The sequence below is a fragment of the Niastella yeongjuensis genome (genome assembly GCF_900110245.1).
Lineage (GTDB): Bacteria > Bacteroidota > Bacteroidia > Chitinophagales > Chitinophagaceae > Niastella > Niastella yeongjuensis.
Genome location: NZ_FOCZ01000007.1, coordinates 102,021 through 119,034, shown reverse-complemented (window position 1 = coordinate 119,034; position 17,014 = coordinate 102,021). Strand labels below are relative to the sequence as shown.

Here is a 17,014-nt window from a genome sequence, read left to right as displayed (position 1 = left end):
TATACATAATGACCTCAACAGTAGTTTACGAAGGAAATCTGCGAACGGTTTGTACACACGAAAAATCCTTATCCACTTTTGAAACTGATGCGCCACCGGATAACCAGGGACTGGGCGAACGTTTTTCCCCTACCGACATCGTGGCAACCGCCCTTGGATCCTGCATGCTAACGATCATGGGTATCAAAGCCCGCGAAATGAACGTCGATATAAAAGGCATTAAAATAGACGTGGAAAAGATCATGAAGGCCGAACCCCGCCGTATTGGTGGCATAAATTTAACATTTCATTTCCCAAACACCCTGCAGGTGGATGAAAAACAAAAGACAATTTTTGAAAGAGCAGCCAATACCTGCCCGGTTATGTACAGCATTCACCCCGATATTGAAGTAAAGGTGACCTTCAACTGGAAACCCGAAATGATCCTGGGATAATTACTATTGGGAAATTAATTAATATATGACCGTTCCGGTTGAACCGGGACGGTTTTTTTATTGATTAAAACAACCTTTGTGGCTCGAAATACTTCTACCATTCATATCATTATAAAATACATTCAATCGCACAAATTGCTATTTAGTATGAAAAAATGGGCATCGCTACTTTTCTTATTATGTACACTTGTTGTTACTTCTCAGGCCGCCGTTCGGCTGCCTGCGGTTATCTGCAGTAACATGGTTTTACAACAGCAGTCAACCGTAAAACTATGGGGCTGGAGTGCTCCGTTCGAAAAAATTGTTATTACCACCAGCTGGAATAACCATTCAGATACCCTGAAAGCCACCAACAATGCCAACTGGTTAAAAAACATTCAAACACCGGCTGCCGGTGGCCCGTACACTATCACCATCAAAGGCAGCAATACCCCCGCTCCTATTGTACTGGAAAATGTAATGATCGGCGAAGTATGGGTTTGCTCAGGCCAGTCGAATATGGAATTTGGCTATTACAATAAGATACCTGATGTGGCGGCCGAACTGCCTACCTGTTACAATCAGAACATCCGCTTTTTTGCCATCCCTAAAACAACCGCTGCCAATCCACAGGATGATTGCGCCGCTAAATGGACCGTGTGTGACAGCAACACGCTCAAAACCTTCAGCGCCGTGGGTTATTTCTTTGGGAAGAAACTGAACAAAGACCTGAATGTGCCCATTGGTTTGATCAATTCAAACTGGGGTGGCACACCGGCCGAAGTATGGACGCCCGATTCGCTGGTAAACAACGATGCAGAACTGAAAGGCGCCGCCGGCAAATTAAAAACTAATGGCGGCGGCTGGCCCATTACCCCGGGCTATACTTATAATGCCATGATCAACCCTATCATTAATTATAACATAGCAGGTACCATTTGGTACCAGGGCGAAAGCAATACCGAAACCAACGGCTCCTATGCCAAACTGTTTACTACCATGATCGACAGCTGGCGCAAAGCCTGGGGCAAGGAATTTCCTTTCTATTATGTAGAGATCGCTCCTTTTAAATATGCCATCCCACAGATCGGTGCCCTGTTGCGCGAGCAGCAAACAAAGGTGATGTCGCTTCCGCAAACAGGCATGGTGGTTATTACCGACCTGGTTGCCGATACCAACAATATTCACCCTACCAATAAACACGATGTGGGTGCCCGCCTGGCTAACTGGGCCCTGCACGATACCTATAAAAAAGAAGGGTTTGCCTATAAAAGCCCTATGTACAAAAGCATGGAGGTTAAGAAGGGCAAAGCATACCTCAGCTTCGATAATGCACCTGCAGGCTTGATGTCGACCGGAAAAACAATCACTGAAGTATATGTGGCCGGGGCAGATCAGCAATTCTACCCTGCTGAGGCAAAAATAGAAAACAACCAGCTGGTAGTATGGAGTAAACTGGTGAAAGAGCCGGTAGCCGTACGCTATGGTTTTACCAATACGGCCATGGGTAACTTATTTGGGAAAGAAGGATTGCCGGTAAATCCTTTCAGGACTGATTCCTGGTAATTCAGTTTAAGGTTGAAAGTTTAAGGTTGAAAGTTTAAAGATCGATGTACGTTGACTTTAAACTTTCAACTTAAAACTTTAAACTAATAAATTCGTCCCCTGCCTTCCGCTGTTTTTATCAACTCTTCGGCAAGGGTATCATCAAACACCTCTTCCCGGTTGGCCAGTACTTCCCTGAGAATATCGTGAATAGTGACAATTCCCATAAACTTCTTTTCATCGATCGCCACCAGGTAGCGGGCTTTGCTCCTGATCATCAGGATCATGCAATGCTCCACCGTTTCTTCGGGGCCTACCACGGGTAAATCGGTGGTCATTACTTCCTGAACATGGGCCTCTTTACTGCTGCGGCCTTTTAAAACAACATTGCGACTGTAATCCTTCTCCGAAAAAACGCCTTTGTACGCATCCCCATCCATTACGATCAGGTAACTCAGGTTTACCTGCTCAAGCAGATGCAGGGCATCGATCACTAAAGCATCGGGCCTAATGATATTCTCCGGACGCGGTTTACTCGCAATAAGATCGTCTACCGTTCTCATGAAATGAACATTTGTTTAAAGTTCGTATTTTATTTTATTCGACCATACTATAAAACAGGGGCCGAACTACATATTCGCGATAAATTTATTACATAATTGGATAGAGCTTTCATGAACTGTCCTGATTCATCGGGATGGGCATTGGGAGGTAAACCGATAGTGGATAAAAAACGCCTATTTTCGCACCCATCTAAAATCGCAAACCATATGAATGTCCAGGAACTGTTCAACCAGGCCGTTTCCCGCAGCAAAACCCTAACCGAAAAACCGGGCAACGACGTACTGTTACAATTATACTCCCTCTACAAACAGGCTACCGAGGGCGATGTGAATGTAGACCCGCCGGCCAATGCATTCGATTTTGTGGGCAAAGCCAAATTCAATGCCTGGGAAGGCCTGAAAGGCAAGTCGAAAGAAACAGCGATGCAGGAATATATTGACCTCGTCGATAAACTGAAATAGTTAACAGGGTCAATCAGGTGAATGTTGTAAAACCCGGTCATATGCCTCGTTAATCTGCCGGCCAATTTCAGCATAGCTGAATTTGCGACCGGCATTTTCGGCAATTGTTACCCGGCTGAACCGGTTATAGTTGTTCTTCAGCTGCTGCATAGCTTGTAACAACTCCGTTTCATTACCCACAGTTATCAGCAGGCCGTTGTTATCATCAATCACTTCGGGAATACCACCTGTTTTTGTTGAGATTACCGGTAATCCGCAGCACAGCGCTTCAATAATTACACAGGGCATGGTTTCGATATTGCTGAATAAGATCAGCGCATGGGCCTGCCGCAGGTTTGCAGCCACTGATTCGTAAGGGAGCTGGCCGGTTAAAATGACCGCCGTATTTAACAATCCCGAATCAGCAACCATTTCATGGATCTCGTTAGTATAGCCCCCAACCAAGACCAATTCACAGTCGGGTTGTTGTTTATTCAAAGCGCAAAATGCGCGAACGATACCTGCTACATTTTTATGCGGCCCCATTTCCGATACATGAATAAACCTGATCTTGTTTTGTGAAAGTGGCGCATAATAAAACAGACCGGTATCAGCCACATTGTAAATAACCGAAAAGTCTTTTTTTACTACCCGCTCATTTATGGAGGTGCCCAGGTTGTTGCTAACCGGTAAAAATACGCTGGCTCCTTTTATTATTTTTTGTGTATAGTGTTTGAAGTAAAATGAACGGTGGCTGAAACGGTCATCTACGATATCGTTATAAATGCCATAATGTTCGGTGCATACATATTTAATACCATAGGTGCGTTTTAACCACAATGCAATTAAACCGGCCTTGACAGGCACCTGCACATGCACCAGGTCAGGCTTACCATGCTTTTCAATAAAGCGGGAGATCAACTGTTTGTAGGTGCTGAAGTACTTTTTCCAGGATAACAGCCGGGACAAAAACGAAGGACTTTTATAATAGGCGATGGTTTCATGCAAATTCCCATTTTGCCGTACCACTATTTCCTGGCTGTTATTAAGCGACTTGTCCTTTACAACAAAAAAAACATGTATTTCGGCATACTGCGAGGTGGCTGTAGCCATTCGTTGAATGAAATCACCATCGAAAGGCTGTGTTTTATTAGGATACCAGCTGGGAAGCCACAGTATTTTCTTCATAAATGGTAAAAAAAAGGACCGGGAACGGGTTTCCGCTTAATAATTTAAAAATATTATGTTTGTAACGTTTATGACACTTAACGGCAAAAACACATCCTGTTGTCAAACTTAAAGAAAAACTTATCATATATATATATTTTATCGCTTAGCCAGCTTCTTTTTCCCCTGATCTCCATCCCCTATATTTCCCGGGTATTAGCGCCGGAGGGCATAGGACAAGTAGGTTTTATTGATTCCCTCACCTGTTATTTTATCACGTTTGCCGAATTTGGTATTGTAACCTATGGCATTCGTGAAATAGCCAAACACCGCAATGATCCTGTTTTTTTGAAGAAGCTGTCGGCTGAGTTGCTGGTGTTACATATGATCACGTCTGCTGTTGTGCTGGTGGTTTACGTGCCCGTGGTATTTTTGCTGTGGCATAAGATCGGTGATGTGCGTTTGTTGTTGTTCTCCCTGTCCTTTTTTGTAGCCAGTTTTTTTTCGTGCGAGTGGTATTTTGCAGGACTCGAACGTTTCCGGTTTGTTGCTATCCGCAACCTTGTTTGCCGGGTGCTTGGCCTTATCTCCATCTTTGTGCTGGTCACCAAACCAACTGACTATTACATTTATTATGGCATTATTACAGCTTCCACTATAGCTACTTTACTTTGGAACACCATCACGCTGCTTAAGGAACAACCCTTGTCGTTTAAACAGGTGAACTGGAAACAGCACCTGCGCCCGCTGTTTGTTGTTTTTCAGGTAGCGATCCTGTTCAGCGCCACCCTCTGGCTCGATAATATATTGCTTGGCTTTTTAGGCGGCGCTGTTGCCTTGGGCTATTATACCTTTGCAGCCAGGGTAATTCGTATCACTTCAGCGCTGCTCACCGATAGTATGTGGGTATTGTTCCCACGCATGGTCTCCCTTTTACAACACGAAAGCCAGGAACGTTTTGCCACTACCAACCTCCAGTCGATCCGGCTTTTTACCACCCTGGCCATCCCTTTAAGCGTGGGCCTGTTTTTATTGGCAGAACCATTTACGGCATTATACTTTGGACCCGCTTTTAACCGGGTTTACATCGATATCAAAATGCTTTCCTTATACCCGTTTATCAAAGGTTACAGCGTGTACCTCACCAAACAAATGCTGCAACCTTTCGGGCACGATAAACTGGTGGTAAAAGGATTGTTGACAGGGTTTATTGTACTGGTGATAAGCATGCTGGTGTTATGCCCTTTGTGGCAGGATATGGGGGCCTGCCTGTCATTGTTGTTATCTGAAATAGTAGTTGTGGTTTATTTTACCTGGTGGCTGCGTAAGCAGTATGCGCATATGCAGCTTTTTGATTTCACCACCTTACTGCAGGCTGCCGGCACTTCCTTAGTGTTTATTCCTATAGTGTATTTTACAAAGCGCATAGGTATACATACCCTGCCACAATTCTTCGTTATGGTAATGGGTTGTATTTTAGTTTACTTTGTTGTTCAACTGGTTATTTGCCGCAATAAGTTGTTGCTGCAGGTTTACCAATCCGGTCTTAAAATAATAGGGATCAGTAAAAATGTATAATCGCATTAAACCTTTTGCAGGGATAATTCCAGTTGCGCCAGATCCTTTTGGGAAATGTCTTCTTCCATTTTTTTGAAAATGAACTCATCTTCAAAATGACAGTGTTGGTCAACCAGCTTAATGAAGGCTTTATATAAATAATAGTCTTCGTCATTGCGGTTTAGCCGTTCTGCCAACAGGCGAATGGTTTCGTGTTCGCGTTTTAAGATGTTCATGAAGGGAAATGGGAATTGATGCTTCAACAAAAAAGGAAATAATATCGCCTCTTCTGCATCCACATGCTTTTGGAGCTCGTTTTTCCAGAATTGAACGATCCGTTGCCGGATGCCTGATTTATCGCGTTGCTGCTGGATGTCTTTTAGAAACTCACGGCACTTAAGCCGATCTTCCTTGTGCTGCCAGGATAATACCTGTAATGCCTTTGAATGTTCCATAAACAGATCCTCCCGTTTTTGCTTAAACAAAGATCACTCCATTCATGGACAATGGGGATAAGTTAACCTATTTTAACAGCTAATTTACATTAGTGAAAACGGGCAAAGGGCAGCAGGCAGAGGGCAGAGAAAAGAGCCGTTGTAAGGCTGAAGCCGTCACGACCAGGACGTCTACGCTGCCGCGAAGAAGTGTATTTATCTCTGCCTTCTGCTCTCTGCCTTCTGCCCTATTTTAAACTATTTATGATCGTAATAAACTCACCTGCATTTAAAGAAGCGCCGCCAACCAGTCCGCCATCAACATCAGGACAGCTGAACAATTCTTTCGCATTATTGGCTTTTACGCTGCCACCATATAAGATGGAAATTTCATCGGCAGTTGCTGCACCATATTGTTTGGCCAGCACACTGCGCAAAAAGGCATGCATTTCCTGTGCCTGTTCGGAAGTAGCGGTTTTACCGGTACCAATTGCCCAAATTGGTTCGTAGGCTATCACAATACGTTTGATGTCTGCCTCTGATAAATGGAACAGGGATTCTTTTAATTGGGTTTCCACATAACTGTTCTGGGTGCCGGCTTCGCGAATGTTCAACGGCTCGCCACAGCAGAAGATGGGAGTGATATTGTATTGCAGGCACAGATCCAGTTTCTCGGCCAGCATTTTATTCGATTCCTGAAAATATTCACGGCGCTCGCTATGTCCCAGCACGCAAAATTGAATACCGATCGATTGCAGCATTTCAACTGATACCTCACCGGTATAAGCGCCGGATTTTTTATTATAACAATTCTGGGCAGCTACAAAGTAGTTGTTCTCTTCTTCGGTTTCACTTTTTGCCATAATGAGGTAAGGGAACGGAACAGCAAAAATGGTTTGCTGGTGTGCTTTCAATTCAATGTTGGCAGAAAGGATCTCATCGAGTAACTGTTCACCCTGTTGGTAGGTACAATTCATCTTCCAGTTAGCCGCTGCAATTTGTTTGCGCATAAGAAATCGTCTTTTTTAGTGGTGAAGGCTTTTATGATTGCCCAAAAATATGTTTCAATTGAGTTATTTCGACTTCTGTGAGCTCCTGATTTTTTAATTTTTTCCAATTGCGGATATCTGACAGGGCTTTTTCAAATTCATACAGGCTCAACCCCTTGTTGCCCCAGGTAAAATTGGGGATGAATTTGGGGGGCATGCCTTCGCCAAATACATTGGCGCATACGCCCACCACCGTTCCGGTATTGAACGAGGTATTGATGGCGGCCCGCGAATAATCACCCATCAGTAAACCGCATTTGAGCCCGGCTTTCAGGTATTCACGGCTATGATAATGCCATACATTCACTTCGCTGGCGGTATTCTTAATGTTTGAATTGGAGGTACCGGCGCCGAGGTTGCACCACTCGCCTAATACCGAATCGCCCAGGTAACCGTCGTGCGCCTTGTTGGAATAAGCAAACAAAATGGAGTTTTTGATCTCGCCACCTGCCAGGCAATACGGGCCAATAGTGGTGGCGCCATATATTTTAGCGCCCATTTTTACCAGCGCGCCTTCGCCCAGCGAAAAAGGCCCCCTGATCAGCGACCCTTCTAATATCTCTGCGTTTTTCCCAATATAAATGGGACCGGTTGATGCGTTCAACAGGCAATGGCTCAGGATGGCGCCCGTTTCAATAAATATATTGTCAGGACTAACAGTTTGTACGGTTTCGGGGATAGGCGCAGAAACCCGATTATTGGTAAGCAAGGTAAAGTCTTCCCGCAGGGCCCAGTCGTTAAATTGAAAGATATGCCATGGGTATTGAATGATCTTTACCAGGCTGTAATCGGGTTCCCGGGTTGGTTCCGGGTCACCATTGCCTTCAAACATCGATTCAATAAAAGCTTTGGTTGGAATAATGTTAGCGGCAAATACAATGGCGTCGGCCGGTGGTTGCTCATCCTTCTTCAGGATATATACAGGCTGGTTCAACAGGCGTTCCCATTTCTCCCTGATGGTAAGGATACCGATACGGATATCGGCCACAGCGCGGGTTTGGGTAAAAGGATATAAATGATCTGCAACTTCTTTATCTGACAGAAAGACCCGTTTGTTCATATTTCTTGGTTCTGAGCCAAACTTAAGTCATTTTTCAGTTAACCACAGCGAATTGGTGTTGGAATAGTAGCTTAATGGCCCGGGTATTCCCTAAGTATTGCCTGAGAGTTGCCTGGGAATGGCCTTGGGACAGTATATCCCTGTAGAGTACCCAGGCTATCCCGGTGCAATACGCAGGCAATCTGATTACCATTATGGTACCATTACACTGCTATCTGCAATACTATTTGGAAGAATGCTGCGAAGCTGTTGGAGAAATGTTTGTGGAGGGGCTAAAACAAAAATCCCCTTCCTTAGACAAGGAAAGGGAAAGTATAGCCATGAAAAACAAAAATGTTTGTATTGAAATTACGCTTTTTATTTTTTCTTTTCGTAACGTTTCTTGAATTTATCAATTCTACCCGCAGTATCTACCAGTACATTTTGGCCGGTAAAGAAGGGGTGAGACATATTTGAAATTTCCAATTTGATCAGAGGATATTCGTTGCCGTCTTCCCATTTCACAGTTTCTTTAGTAGGCGAAGTAGAACGGCTGAGGAACTGATGCCCGTTACTCATATCTTTAAAAACAACGAACCGATAACTTTCAGGATGAAGTCCCTTTTTCATAACTCTTTGATTTTTAATTGTACACCGATTTTGCGGTATACCCTGTTATTGTAAATATTATACTGGTTTTAGCAGCAAAGCCGCAAAATTAGCCTTCCGGTATAACTCCGCCAAATTAAATTTAATTCCTGACTTTTTTAATAATTTATTAAAGAAAAAAAGAAAATTAATAAACCGGCGGGTAAAAATAAATTTTTTCAGGCAAGAAATAAAAAAGAAAGCACCGGATCCATTTTATACCTGCTACGAGCACGTATAACCTGTGTACCCAATGCTTTCCGCTAATCGCATTGAACCATTTTACTAGCCTACTGCGATTTTCTATATCTAAGATACTTATTATATAATTTCCATTCCAAAATATCCGGACTGTTGTTATGCACCTGTTGTGCACCCGGTTATCCACATCGAAAACATCTCTTAGCTGTAAGCAGTATGGCTTATAGCTAACTTCTCATATTCTCATACTGTAATGGAATGCCCAATTCGGCGCCGCGGCACAGGGCAATTACTTCCTGCAGGTCATCGATCTTTTTGCCGGTTACCCGTACCATATCATCCATAATGGAGGCCTGTACTTTTAATCCGGAATCTTTGATCAGTTTTACCACTTTTTTGGCGTCTTCCTGTTTCAGTCCGTTGCGAACTGATACTTCCTGTTTGGTCATTTTGCCGCTTTGGTACGACTCTTTGCTGAGGTCGAACGCTTCGGGGGCAATGTTTTGTTTGTGTGCCCGGTTGATCAATACATCGATCAGCTGGCGCATTTTCATGTCATCTTCTGTTTCAATGTTGATCTTGAACTCTTTCTTATCGAGTTTGATCTCCACGTGTGAACCTTTAAAGTCGAAACGATTGGTGATTTCCTTGGTGGTAACATTCACTGCATTGTCCAGTGCCTGTGCATCCACCTTGCTTACAATGTCAAACGAAGGCATAGCGTAAAATTTTAAAAAAAGGGGCGTGCCGAACTAACGGAACGAACTACGAAAGTAGGGAAAAACTGGTTACCGGTTGCGAGTTACCTGTTACCGGTTGCTTGTTCACGGTTTCTGGTTATCAAACCCACCCCTGCCCCTCCCAGGAGGGGATTCCTTAAAACAAGCGCTGCCCATACCTACCGCCTTTCTTTTCTGCCCTCTGCCTTCTGCCCTCTGCCTTCTGCCTTCTGCCCTCTTCCTATTGCTGTCCTCCCCCGGCCCGGTTCTGTTCATCGGTAACGCCGCTGGTCCGGCGGCGGGCCTGGGCTACCGAACTTTTACCAAAGCGGTAACTGAAAGTGGCGGTTATATTCCTGTTGTCCCACTTGTTGAATATTTTTACATCGATATCGCTGTACAGCGTGCGTCCCCTGAATTGCTGCCAGTGAAACGGGTCGCGCATGTTTAATCGCACGGTTCCCTTTCCTTTCATTACCAGTTTTTGCGCACCCACGTTCATAAAATACATAGGGTCGGAAATCGTGAGCTGTTCTATTGTTTTGCCCCGGTACCAGCCGCTCAGCTCTGCACTCCATCCCTTTTTAAAACTGAAATTGTTACTAACGTTTATCGTTGCCGAAGTATAATCCAGGTTAATAGGATCGTTGTTACCGGTGTAGGAATTATAATAAATACCCTCATACCGGTTGTTGAACACATTTACAAACAGATTCACGCTCCAGCCCTTTACCGGCGAAAATGGCGCATTCACGGCCACTCCAATATTCCTGAGCCGGGCTACATTATCCGTGGTCAGGTAAGTGATCCTTTTTTCCGTATTCTGTTTTAACAGCTGCGAAATCACATCGTCGGTGATCGTGTAGTTAAAGGTAGTAGTGAATTTACCATTGAGCGTATGACGCAATTCAAAATTATTGGCATACTGCGGCATCAGGTAAGGGTTTCCCTGGCGGTATTGCAGGGAATCGATGAACCAGATGAACGGATTAAGGTCCTGGTAATTGGGCCGCTCAATGCGCCGGCCGTAAGAGAAGGTGAATGCATGTTGTTTATTAACCTCATAATTGACGTACCCCGTAGGAAACAGGTTGGTGTAATTCCGGGTAAAACCTGAATCGTTGGTAACCTGGTTTCCCTTTGCTATTGTATTTTCAACACGCAGCCCTACCTGGGCGCTCCATTTCTTCTTCCATTTCTTATTCAGGCTTACATACCCGGCATTGATGTTTTCCTCATAAATAAAATGGTTGCTGCGGTTATCGGGTTTCCAGGTACCATCGTCGTTGCGCTGGTAATCTACCTCATTGTCGTTCTTTACAAAGCTTAGTTTAATACCGGCATCAAAACGAAGGTTGTTCTTAAGCGGATGTACATAATCGCTTTTTACAGAAACGATGTTTATGATACCCGGAATGTCGCCGAATAAGGTCAGGCTGCCCAGACTGCTGCCATTGCCATCGTAAATGGAAGTGTACAGGGTGTTTTTAGACCTGTTGGAATAGCCAATATAATCCAGGTCAACCGTAAGCTCCCGGCCGGCTGAATCGAAAGCATGTTTGTAATTGATATTGGTTGAATAATTAAAGAAATTAACCTTATTGGTATTATACGTGGCCAGTACCGATTCTGTGCTGCCATCGGGATGGCTGATTACCTGGTTGCTGTAAGGTGTGGGACGGCCAAAAAAGCCAAACCCGTTCAATACAATACCGAAAACATTCTTTTTGTCGGCATAGTAATCAAAACCCAGTTTCAGCGTATGGTTGTTATTGTGGAAATCAAAATTGGTATGCGTATAGGAAGTGGAGTTCAGGGAACCGTCTTTTTCATAAAATCGGCGGGTTAGGTCAAGGAAGTTATTCCCTTCGCGATAGTTGTAGTTGTAATTCCCAAACAGGTTCCATTTTCCCTTGCGATAATTGATATTGATGCTGCTGGTGCTCCTTAATGGGAATAGCCATTCATTGTCCCGTTTAAAAATACCAACGGTACCGCCCTGGGTGATGCTGCCATTAAACCCTTCGTTAAGGCTTTTCTTTGTTTTTATGTTGATGATACCCGAATTGCCGCTGGCCTCGTAACGGGCCGGCGGGTTGGTCATGATCTCTATCTGGTCAAGCGCCGAGGCCGGCAGGTTCTTCAGCACATTGGCCAGGTCGGCAGCTGATAAATACGTAGGCTTTCCATCGAGCATTACGCGCACGCCCTGTTTTCCCTTTAAACTGATCTCCCCTTCGTTACTAACGGTTACTCCCGGCGATTTTTCCAGCACTTCCATGGCCGTAGCGCCGGCATTGGTGGGGGCAGCTTCTACATTCACCACCATGCGATCGATCTTGTTTTCGATGAGGGGCCTTTTGCCGGTTACCGTTACCGAACCCAGCGATTTGGCTTCTGATCTTTTTAACTGAAAGGACGGTAATTTAAACACAGAAGCCGATGCAACGGTAAACCGTTTACTTCCTGCTTTTGCAAACCCTACTGCGGTAACCGTAATAAAGTACTCGCCTTCAGACAGGTTTTCAAATTCAAACAATCCATATTTATCCGAAATGGCTACTTTAACAAGAGAGGAGTCTTTGGCCCGCTGCAGTGAAGCAGTAGCTGATTCTACAGGCTGGGCATTATCGTCGGTGATAACGCCGCTTATTTTACCTGATCTGTTTTGAGCAATAACGTCAATGGAAAAATAACACAATAAGCCCCATAGCAAGGTTAGTTTAATTTTCATGTGCCGATAACTTGAAGGTTCTAACGGTTGATGCCGGGTGCAAAATGCAATCTAAACGTGAGATTAAAAAACGGTTAATGATAATCAGTAGTTATACCTATACAAGGGGAGTATATTCCGTATCAATACACCAGCGGAAAAAATTCGGGAAGACCGGCCAATACATGTAAATATTTATCATTGGGGAGGTTCATCTACAAATGCTTCAACAATGGAAAAGCGTATAAAAAAGTAAAGGCCCCATAGAAATGGGGCCTCGTTAACCAAAACTAACTGCTTATGAGAAAAACTGTATGACTGCTATTTATGAAGAAGTTTATTTACTTAATTATTTGTCTTTTACATATAAGAAATTCCACATCCTACCAGGTAAACAAGTGCTATCGCTATTAGTATAATCTTTCCCATTGTCCTGTCTGTTTATTTATTGCCGCTTTATATATAAGACGTTTGAACGGTAAAAAAGGTTTCGTTGTCCACTGTTAAAAAAATCTAAATACTCCTTTTGATTATTTCTTCTTTTCAAACAGCTATTATACCTTATTCAGAAACTGTGCCACGCTAGTCAATTCTATTCTTAAAATCCTTTTAATCTTCTAATTTTATGCTGTTCCTGTATTCCTTATTAGGACTCGTTTTTTGCGTGTTGGTTTAACGAATGTACGGCTGCAAATTGTTAATCGACTGTTATCATATACGAGCAAACTGTTCTGGTAGATTTGTGCGTTAATTTCCCATATTAACCCGGTTTTGTTCGTCGTTGGCGCCTCCTTTTTTACGTTCCTTATTGTTGCTTTTAATAGGTTTACCAAAACGGTAACTAAAGGTGATGTTAGCCACCCGCGTATCGCGGCTGTTCCTGAAACGGGCTTCGGTATCTTCAATATTAACGATATTGCCATGCGGCACCTGGGTATACAAAATATCGCGTACGTTTAATTTAACAGAGCCTTTTCCTTTTAACACTGTTTTTGAAACCCCGGCAGCCAGTTGCCCCATTGCAGCTAACTCTATCTGTCCTTCCACACCTTTGCTCAAATACCAGCCACTTACTTCGGCGCCCCAGCCTTTGCTGAAATTAAACTGGTTGTTGATATTGAAGTAAATGGTACCGGCTGCCAGTTTCAGATCCTGGCCGTACAAATTGCCTGAATAACTGGTATAGCGGTAGTTGGTATAGATCATACTGGTAAACCATTTGGCTACGGGGATCTGGGCGTTTACTGAAATGCCATAGTATTCACGTTTTCCTATATTGTTTCTTCTTACAATAGTAGCAAACTCCGCCTGCTGGAATGTTTCGCTAAACACATTCTTTGTGACGCTATAGCTCAATGTTGTGGTAAGCTTGCCTTTGAAAATATGCGTAAGCTCCACATTGTTCGAGTACTGTGGTTTTAAATAAGGGTTACCGGCTTCATAAGTGTATTTGTCAATATAAAAAACGAAAGGGTTCAGGCTGGCATAACCGGGTCTGTCTATACGGCGGCCAAATGATAATCCGAACTGATTGTTGCTGTCGGCATTATAACTGACATACACAGTCGGGAACCAGCTGTTATAAGAACGTTGAAAGGAAGAGTCACCTTTTTTAGGGTTACCATACTGATGGCCCTTGTAATTGGTATTCTCATAACGCAATCCGGATTGCAGGCCCCATTTTTTTGTAAGCTGTTTGTTGAAGCTTACATAGGCAGCATTGATGTTTTCATTATAGTTGAAAAAATTCGTTTTCTCTTCGTCAGTCAGCCATTCGCTGCCCTTCACCTGGTAATAATTGGCCTTGTTTACTGTTTCTACAAAACTGGTCTTCCAGCCGGCTTCTATTTTACCATTGTTCTTCAGGGGATGGGTATAATCCATTTTGGCTGAATAAATGTTCACCGTTACAGGCAGAATGCCCATTAAATTTTCTTCATAGCGTTTGGTCCAGTCGGCATCATATGAAGTATTGATAAAATGCTGGTTGTTCGCATTGTCATAGATGATATAATCCAGATCGGCGGTCAGTTCGCGGCCGGTGGTATCGAACTGGTGGCGCATGTTCAGGTTCACGCTGGCGTTTTTCCAGGTACCATCGATACCGGAACTGGCGGTTACAATGGAATCTACTGCATGGTCAGGATTTTCGAGATAGCTGGTGTTTCTATTGACGCTGCTTTCGGGATTGTATACGCCGCTCAGCACAACGCCCAGGGTTGTTTTGTTGTTTACAAAATAATCCATTCCCATTTTCAGGTTGTTGCTGGTATTGCGCCGTTTCATGAAGGCAACCTGTTCAAAAATGGCTTTGGTACTTTTATCATCATTAAAATAGCGGCGGTAGATCTCCAGCTCCTGAAAGTTGTTATTGCGACCATAGCTGTAACTGCTGAACAGGTTCACTTTCCCATCACGATAATTCAAACTGAGGCTTTCATTTGTTTTAAAGTATACCCCCTGCCCTACTCCGGCGCTTACGTTGCCGTTAAAGCCTTTAACCTTGTTCTTTTTGGTCTTGATGTTAATGATGCCCGCGTTTCCGGAAGCGTCGTAACGGGCCGGCGGATTGGTCATGATCTCAATTTGTTCCAGTTGAGAGGCCTGCATGCCTTTCAGCATATTGGCCAGGTCGGCGCCGGTAAGGTAGGCCGGACGGCCATCGATCAATACAATTACATTCTGCTTCCCTTTCAGGCTGATGTTCCCGTCTTTATCTACCTGCACACCGGGCGATTTTTCCAGGGCTTCCAGGGCATTGGCACCGGTGTTACTGATATAGGCATCCACATTTACTACCGTACGGTCGATCTTTTGTTCCACCATGGGTTTACGGGCGCTGATGGTCACCGCTTTCAGATCGTTGTTACGCGGGTTGAGCACGATGGTGGTTAATTCAACAACCGGGGTTTCGGCTGAAATGGTAAAGGGGGCGGAATATTGTTTTTCATATCCAACGGCCGATGCCGCTACAAGGTAATTCCCTTTAGGTGGGTTATCGAATGAATATTGACCTTGCTGGTCGGTCACGGACATTTTTACTACGGTGGAGTCTTTTGCCTTTAAAAGGGTTATGGTGGCGGCAGACAGGGTTGATTGGTTGGTGGCTGATACTTTCCCTTTAAGCTTTGAGGTGTTGGTGTTTTGTGCCCTGCTTATCAAGGATATAGTTAAAAGAATGAATATAAACAGGTTGGTTGGCGTTCTCATGACTCGTTTGGTTGATTGAATACTTTGCTTAATTGATTACAGTCCAAAATTAGGTACTATGCAATGTAAAGTACTTGCTTTTGTGTCCAATGGTTACTATGCCTGATGTCCGGAAATAAATGACATGTAGGTAGGACGCGTATGTTTACGAGGGGTTACAATAGCCGTTTTTTTTGGGATGAATGGTGGAAAGGCTGGTTAAGCGGATACCCCTTAATTGATAATGATAAATTAAGGTGGAAAACAGGGAAATCTAAAAAGAGAATGGTAGATAAAAAAGTTATGAACATCGAACTTTGAAGAACAAACGTCGAAACGCGTGCTACTTTGACCGATTTCGGTATTAACTTGCGGCCAGTTACATTTTTCACGGACCCCTATTTAAAATTTAGTATCCCTATGACCAATCGTTTACTAGCCGTAGTGCTATGCATGCTCGTTTCAGCAACCGTATTTGCACACAAAAGCCCCAGCAGCAGAAATCCAAACAAAGCTCCCCACAGGGACTGGCAGACAGTTTTAACCCGCAACAAAGTTGGAAAGAAGTACGTTTTTGACCGTTCCAGAAAAGGACAGTACAACCAAACGGAACTTACCTACCTGGGAAAGATCAAAACCAATGATGGCCGCACCTTTAAAGTGGTGACCTCTACCGTTTTTTACGGTAATTCCCCGGCAGCTACCAATAAAGTGGTGGTATTCAACAACAAAAACCAATATGTAGGCAAATACATGTTTGGTGCTGACTTCAACCTGCCCCGCAAAATTGTTAACAATCAACTGGTATTCGACCAGAAAGACACCGGCGGATTGTGCGATCCTACTGTTGTAAACCGCATCAGTTTTGAAGATGGTTTACCCAAGCAAATGTTTGTAGAGTGCAGAAACAAGCAAGGTGAACTGTACAGCTTTAGCGATTAGAAAAATTTACCCCCTAGACCGTGTTAAAGGCCCCAGGAGAAACAGCTTGTTTTTCCTGGGGCTTTTTAGTTATTGGGTTATTGGGTTCTGGCCTCCCCCGGCCCCCTCCATTGGGAGGGGGGTGTGCTCCAAAGCTGATTTCGTCCTGGTAAAGGCGCTTTCTACCTTTTACTATTTCCCGATTGCCCTTTTATCCGTCTTCCGCCTTTCTTCTCTGCCTTCTGCCTTCCGCCTTTCTCTCTGCCTTCTGCCTTCCGCCTTTCTCTCTGCCTTCTGCCTTTTTCTCTGCCCTCTGCCCTCTGCCTTCTGCCCTTTCCCCATTTCCTTCTGCCCTTTCCCCATTGCCTTTTCAAACAAAAACGCCCCAAACAGTTACGTCAGGGGCGATCTATAT

14 protein-coding genes are annotated in these 17,014 nt (G+C 44.0%); 5 read left to right on the top strand and 9 right to left on the bottom strand.

The window, feature by feature from the left end; genetic code table 11:
- The first annotated feature begins 8 nt into the window (after window positions 1-8).
- Together BMX95_RS19465 and BMX95_RS19460 are read left to right on the top strand one after the other, a co-directional pair.
- Window positions 9-434, top strand: coding sequence for an OsmC family protein (locus BMX95_RS19465; protein WP_081203993.1), 426 nt, complete (start codon window positions 9-11; stop codon window positions 432-434).
- A gap of 78 nt (window positions 435-512) precedes the next feature.
- Window positions 513-1,979, top strand: coding sequence for a sialate O-acetylesterase (locus tag BMX95_RS19460; protein ID WP_242673247.1), 1,467 nt, complete (start codon window positions 513-515; stop codon window positions 1,977-1,979).
- Between the two features lie 83 nt (window positions 1,980-2,062).
- Here the strand turns inward: BMX95_RS19460 and BMX95_RS19455 are convergent, their stop codons facing one another.
- Entirely contained in the window at window positions 2,063-2,521 is a 459-nt protein-coding gene (locus BMX95_RS19455) for a CBS domain-containing protein (RefSeq protein WP_081203995.1), read from the bottom strand.
- 207 nt (window positions 2,522-2,728) lie between these two features.
- Here BMX95_RS19455 and BMX95_RS19450 point away from each other — a divergent pair, with 207 nt between their 5' ends.
- Complete coding sequence (locus tag BMX95_RS19450) at window positions 2,729-2,983, top strand: acyl-CoA-binding protein (RefSeq protein ID WP_081204146.1); 255 nt, start codon at window positions 2,729-2,731, stop codon at window positions 2,981-2,983.
- A 9-nt stretch (window positions 2,984-2,992) separates the two neighbouring features.
- Here BMX95_RS19450 and BMX95_RS19445 read toward each other — a convergent pair whose 3' ends face one another.
- Window positions 2,993-4,150, bottom strand: coding sequence for a glycosyltransferase (locus tag BMX95_RS19445; RefSeq protein ID WP_081203996.1), 1,158 nt, complete (start codon window positions 4,148-4,150; stop codon window positions 2,993-2,995).
- Between the two features lie 99 nt (window positions 4,151-4,249).
- Here BMX95_RS19445 and BMX95_RS19440 point away from each other — a divergent pair, with 99 nt between their 5' ends.
- Window positions 4,250-5,707 (top strand): oligosaccharide flippase family protein, encoded by a 1,458-nt coding sequence (locus BMX95_RS19440; RefSeq protein WP_081203997.1) that lies wholly within the window; start codon window positions 4,250-4,252, stop codon window positions 5,705-5,707.
- 5 nt (window positions 5,708-5,712) lie between these two features.
- On the opposite strand, the gene BMX95_RS19435 is transcribed toward BMX95_RS19440, so the two are convergent.
- The 7 genes from BMX95_RS19435 to BMX95_RS19405 all read right to left on the bottom strand — a co-directional run bounded on the left by BMX95_RS19435 (window position 5,713) and on the right by BMX95_RS19405 (window position 15,699).
- Window positions 5,713-6,141, bottom strand: coding sequence for a hemerythrin domain-containing protein (locus BMX95_RS19435; protein WP_090519529.1), 429 nt, complete (start codon window positions 6,139-6,141; stop codon window positions 5,713-5,715).
- Window positions 6,142-6,368: 227 nt separating this feature from the next.
- Window positions 6,369-7,130, bottom strand: coding sequence for a triose-phosphate isomerase (gene tpiA, locus BMX95_RS19430; RefSeq protein WP_081203999.1), 762 nt, complete (start codon window positions 7,128-7,130; stop codon window positions 6,369-6,371).
- A gap of 31 nt (window positions 7,131-7,161) precedes the next feature.
- Complete coding sequence (locus tag BMX95_RS19425; protein WP_081204000.1) at window positions 7,162-8,229, bottom strand: putative sugar nucleotidyl transferase; 1,068 nt, start codon at window positions 8,227-8,229, stop codon at window positions 7,162-7,164.
- A 357-nt stretch (window positions 8,230-8,586) separates the two neighbouring features.
- A complete protein-coding gene (locus tag BMX95_RS19420) occupies window positions 8,587-8,838 on the bottom strand; it encodes a type B 50S ribosomal protein L31 (protein ID WP_081204001.1) in 252 nt (83 codons plus the stop codon).
- A gap of 446 nt (window positions 8,839-9,284) precedes the next feature.
- Complete coding sequence (locus BMX95_RS19415) at window positions 9,285-9,776, bottom strand: YajQ family cyclic di-GMP-binding protein (protein ID WP_081204002.1); 492 nt, start codon at window positions 9,774-9,776, stop codon at window positions 9,285-9,287.
- Window positions 9,777-10,017: 241 nt separating this feature from the next.
- A complete protein-coding gene (locus BMX95_RS19410; protein ID WP_081204003.1) occupies window positions 10,018-12,510 on the bottom strand; it encodes a TonB-dependent receptor in 2,493 nt (830 codons plus the stop codon).
- A 726-nt stretch (window positions 12,511-13,236) separates the two neighbouring features.
- Window positions 13,237-15,699: a TonB-dependent receptor gene (locus BMX95_RS19405; RefSeq protein WP_081204004.1), complete on the bottom strand. Its 2,463-nt coding sequence runs from the start codon at window positions 15,697-15,699 to the stop codon at window positions 13,237-13,239.
- A 399-nt stretch (window positions 15,700-16,098) separates the two neighbouring features.
- Here BMX95_RS19405 and BMX95_RS19400 point away from each other — a divergent pair, with 399 nt between their 5' ends.
- Window positions 16,099-16,620: a hypothetical protein gene (locus tag BMX95_RS19400; protein WP_090519527.1), complete on the top strand. Its 522-nt coding sequence runs from the start codon at window positions 16,099-16,101 to the stop codon at window positions 16,618-16,620.
- Window positions 16,621-17,014 lie beyond the last annotated feature (394 nt).

Coding starts and splice junctions, on each gene's coding strand:
- BMX95_RS19465 (WP_081203993.1), top strand. CDS start 9: ATGACCTCAACAGTAGTTTACGAAGGAAATCTGCGAACGGTTTGTACA.
- BMX95_RS19455 (WP_081203995.1), bottom strand. CDS start 2,521: ATGAGAACGGTAGACGATCTTATTGCGAGTAAACCGCGTCCGGAGAAT.
- BMX95_RS19450 (WP_081204146.1), top strand. CDS start 2,729: ATGAATGTCCAGGAACTGTTCAACCAGGCCGTTTCCCGCAGCAAAACC.
- BMX95_RS19445 (WP_081203996.1), bottom strand. CDS start 4,150: ATGAAGAAAATACTGTGGCTTCCCAGCTGGTATCCTAATAAAACACAG.
- BMX95_RS19435 (WP_090519529.1), bottom strand. CDS start 6,141: ATGGAACATTCAAAGGCATTACAGGTATTATCCTGGCAGCACAAGGAA.
- tpiA (WP_081203999.1), bottom strand. CDS start 7,130: ATGCGCAAACAAATTGCAGCGGCTAACTGGAAGATGAATTGTACCTAC.
- BMX95_RS19425 (WP_081204000.1), bottom strand. CDS start 8,229: ATGAACAAACGGGTCTTTCTGTCAGATAAAGAAGTTGCAGATCATTTA.
- BMX95_RS19420 (WP_081204001.1), bottom strand. CDS start 8,838: ATGAAAAAGGGACTTCATCCTGAAAGTTATCGGTTCGTTGTTTTTAAA.
- BMX95_RS19415 (WP_081204002.1), bottom strand. CDS start 9,776: ATGCCTTCGTTTGACATTGTAAGCAAGGTGGATGCACAGGCACTGGAC.
- BMX95_RS19410 (WP_081204003.1), bottom strand. CDS start 12,510: ATGAAAATTAAACTAACCTTGCTATGGGGCTTATTGTGTTATTTTTCC.
- BMX95_RS19405 (WP_081204004.1), bottom strand. CDS start 15,699: ATGAGAACGCCAACCAACCTGTTTATATTCATTCTTTTAACTATATCC.
- BMX95_RS19400 (WP_090519527.1), top strand. CDS start 16,099: ATGACCAATCGTTTACTAGCCGTAGTGCTATGCATGCTCGTTTCAGCA.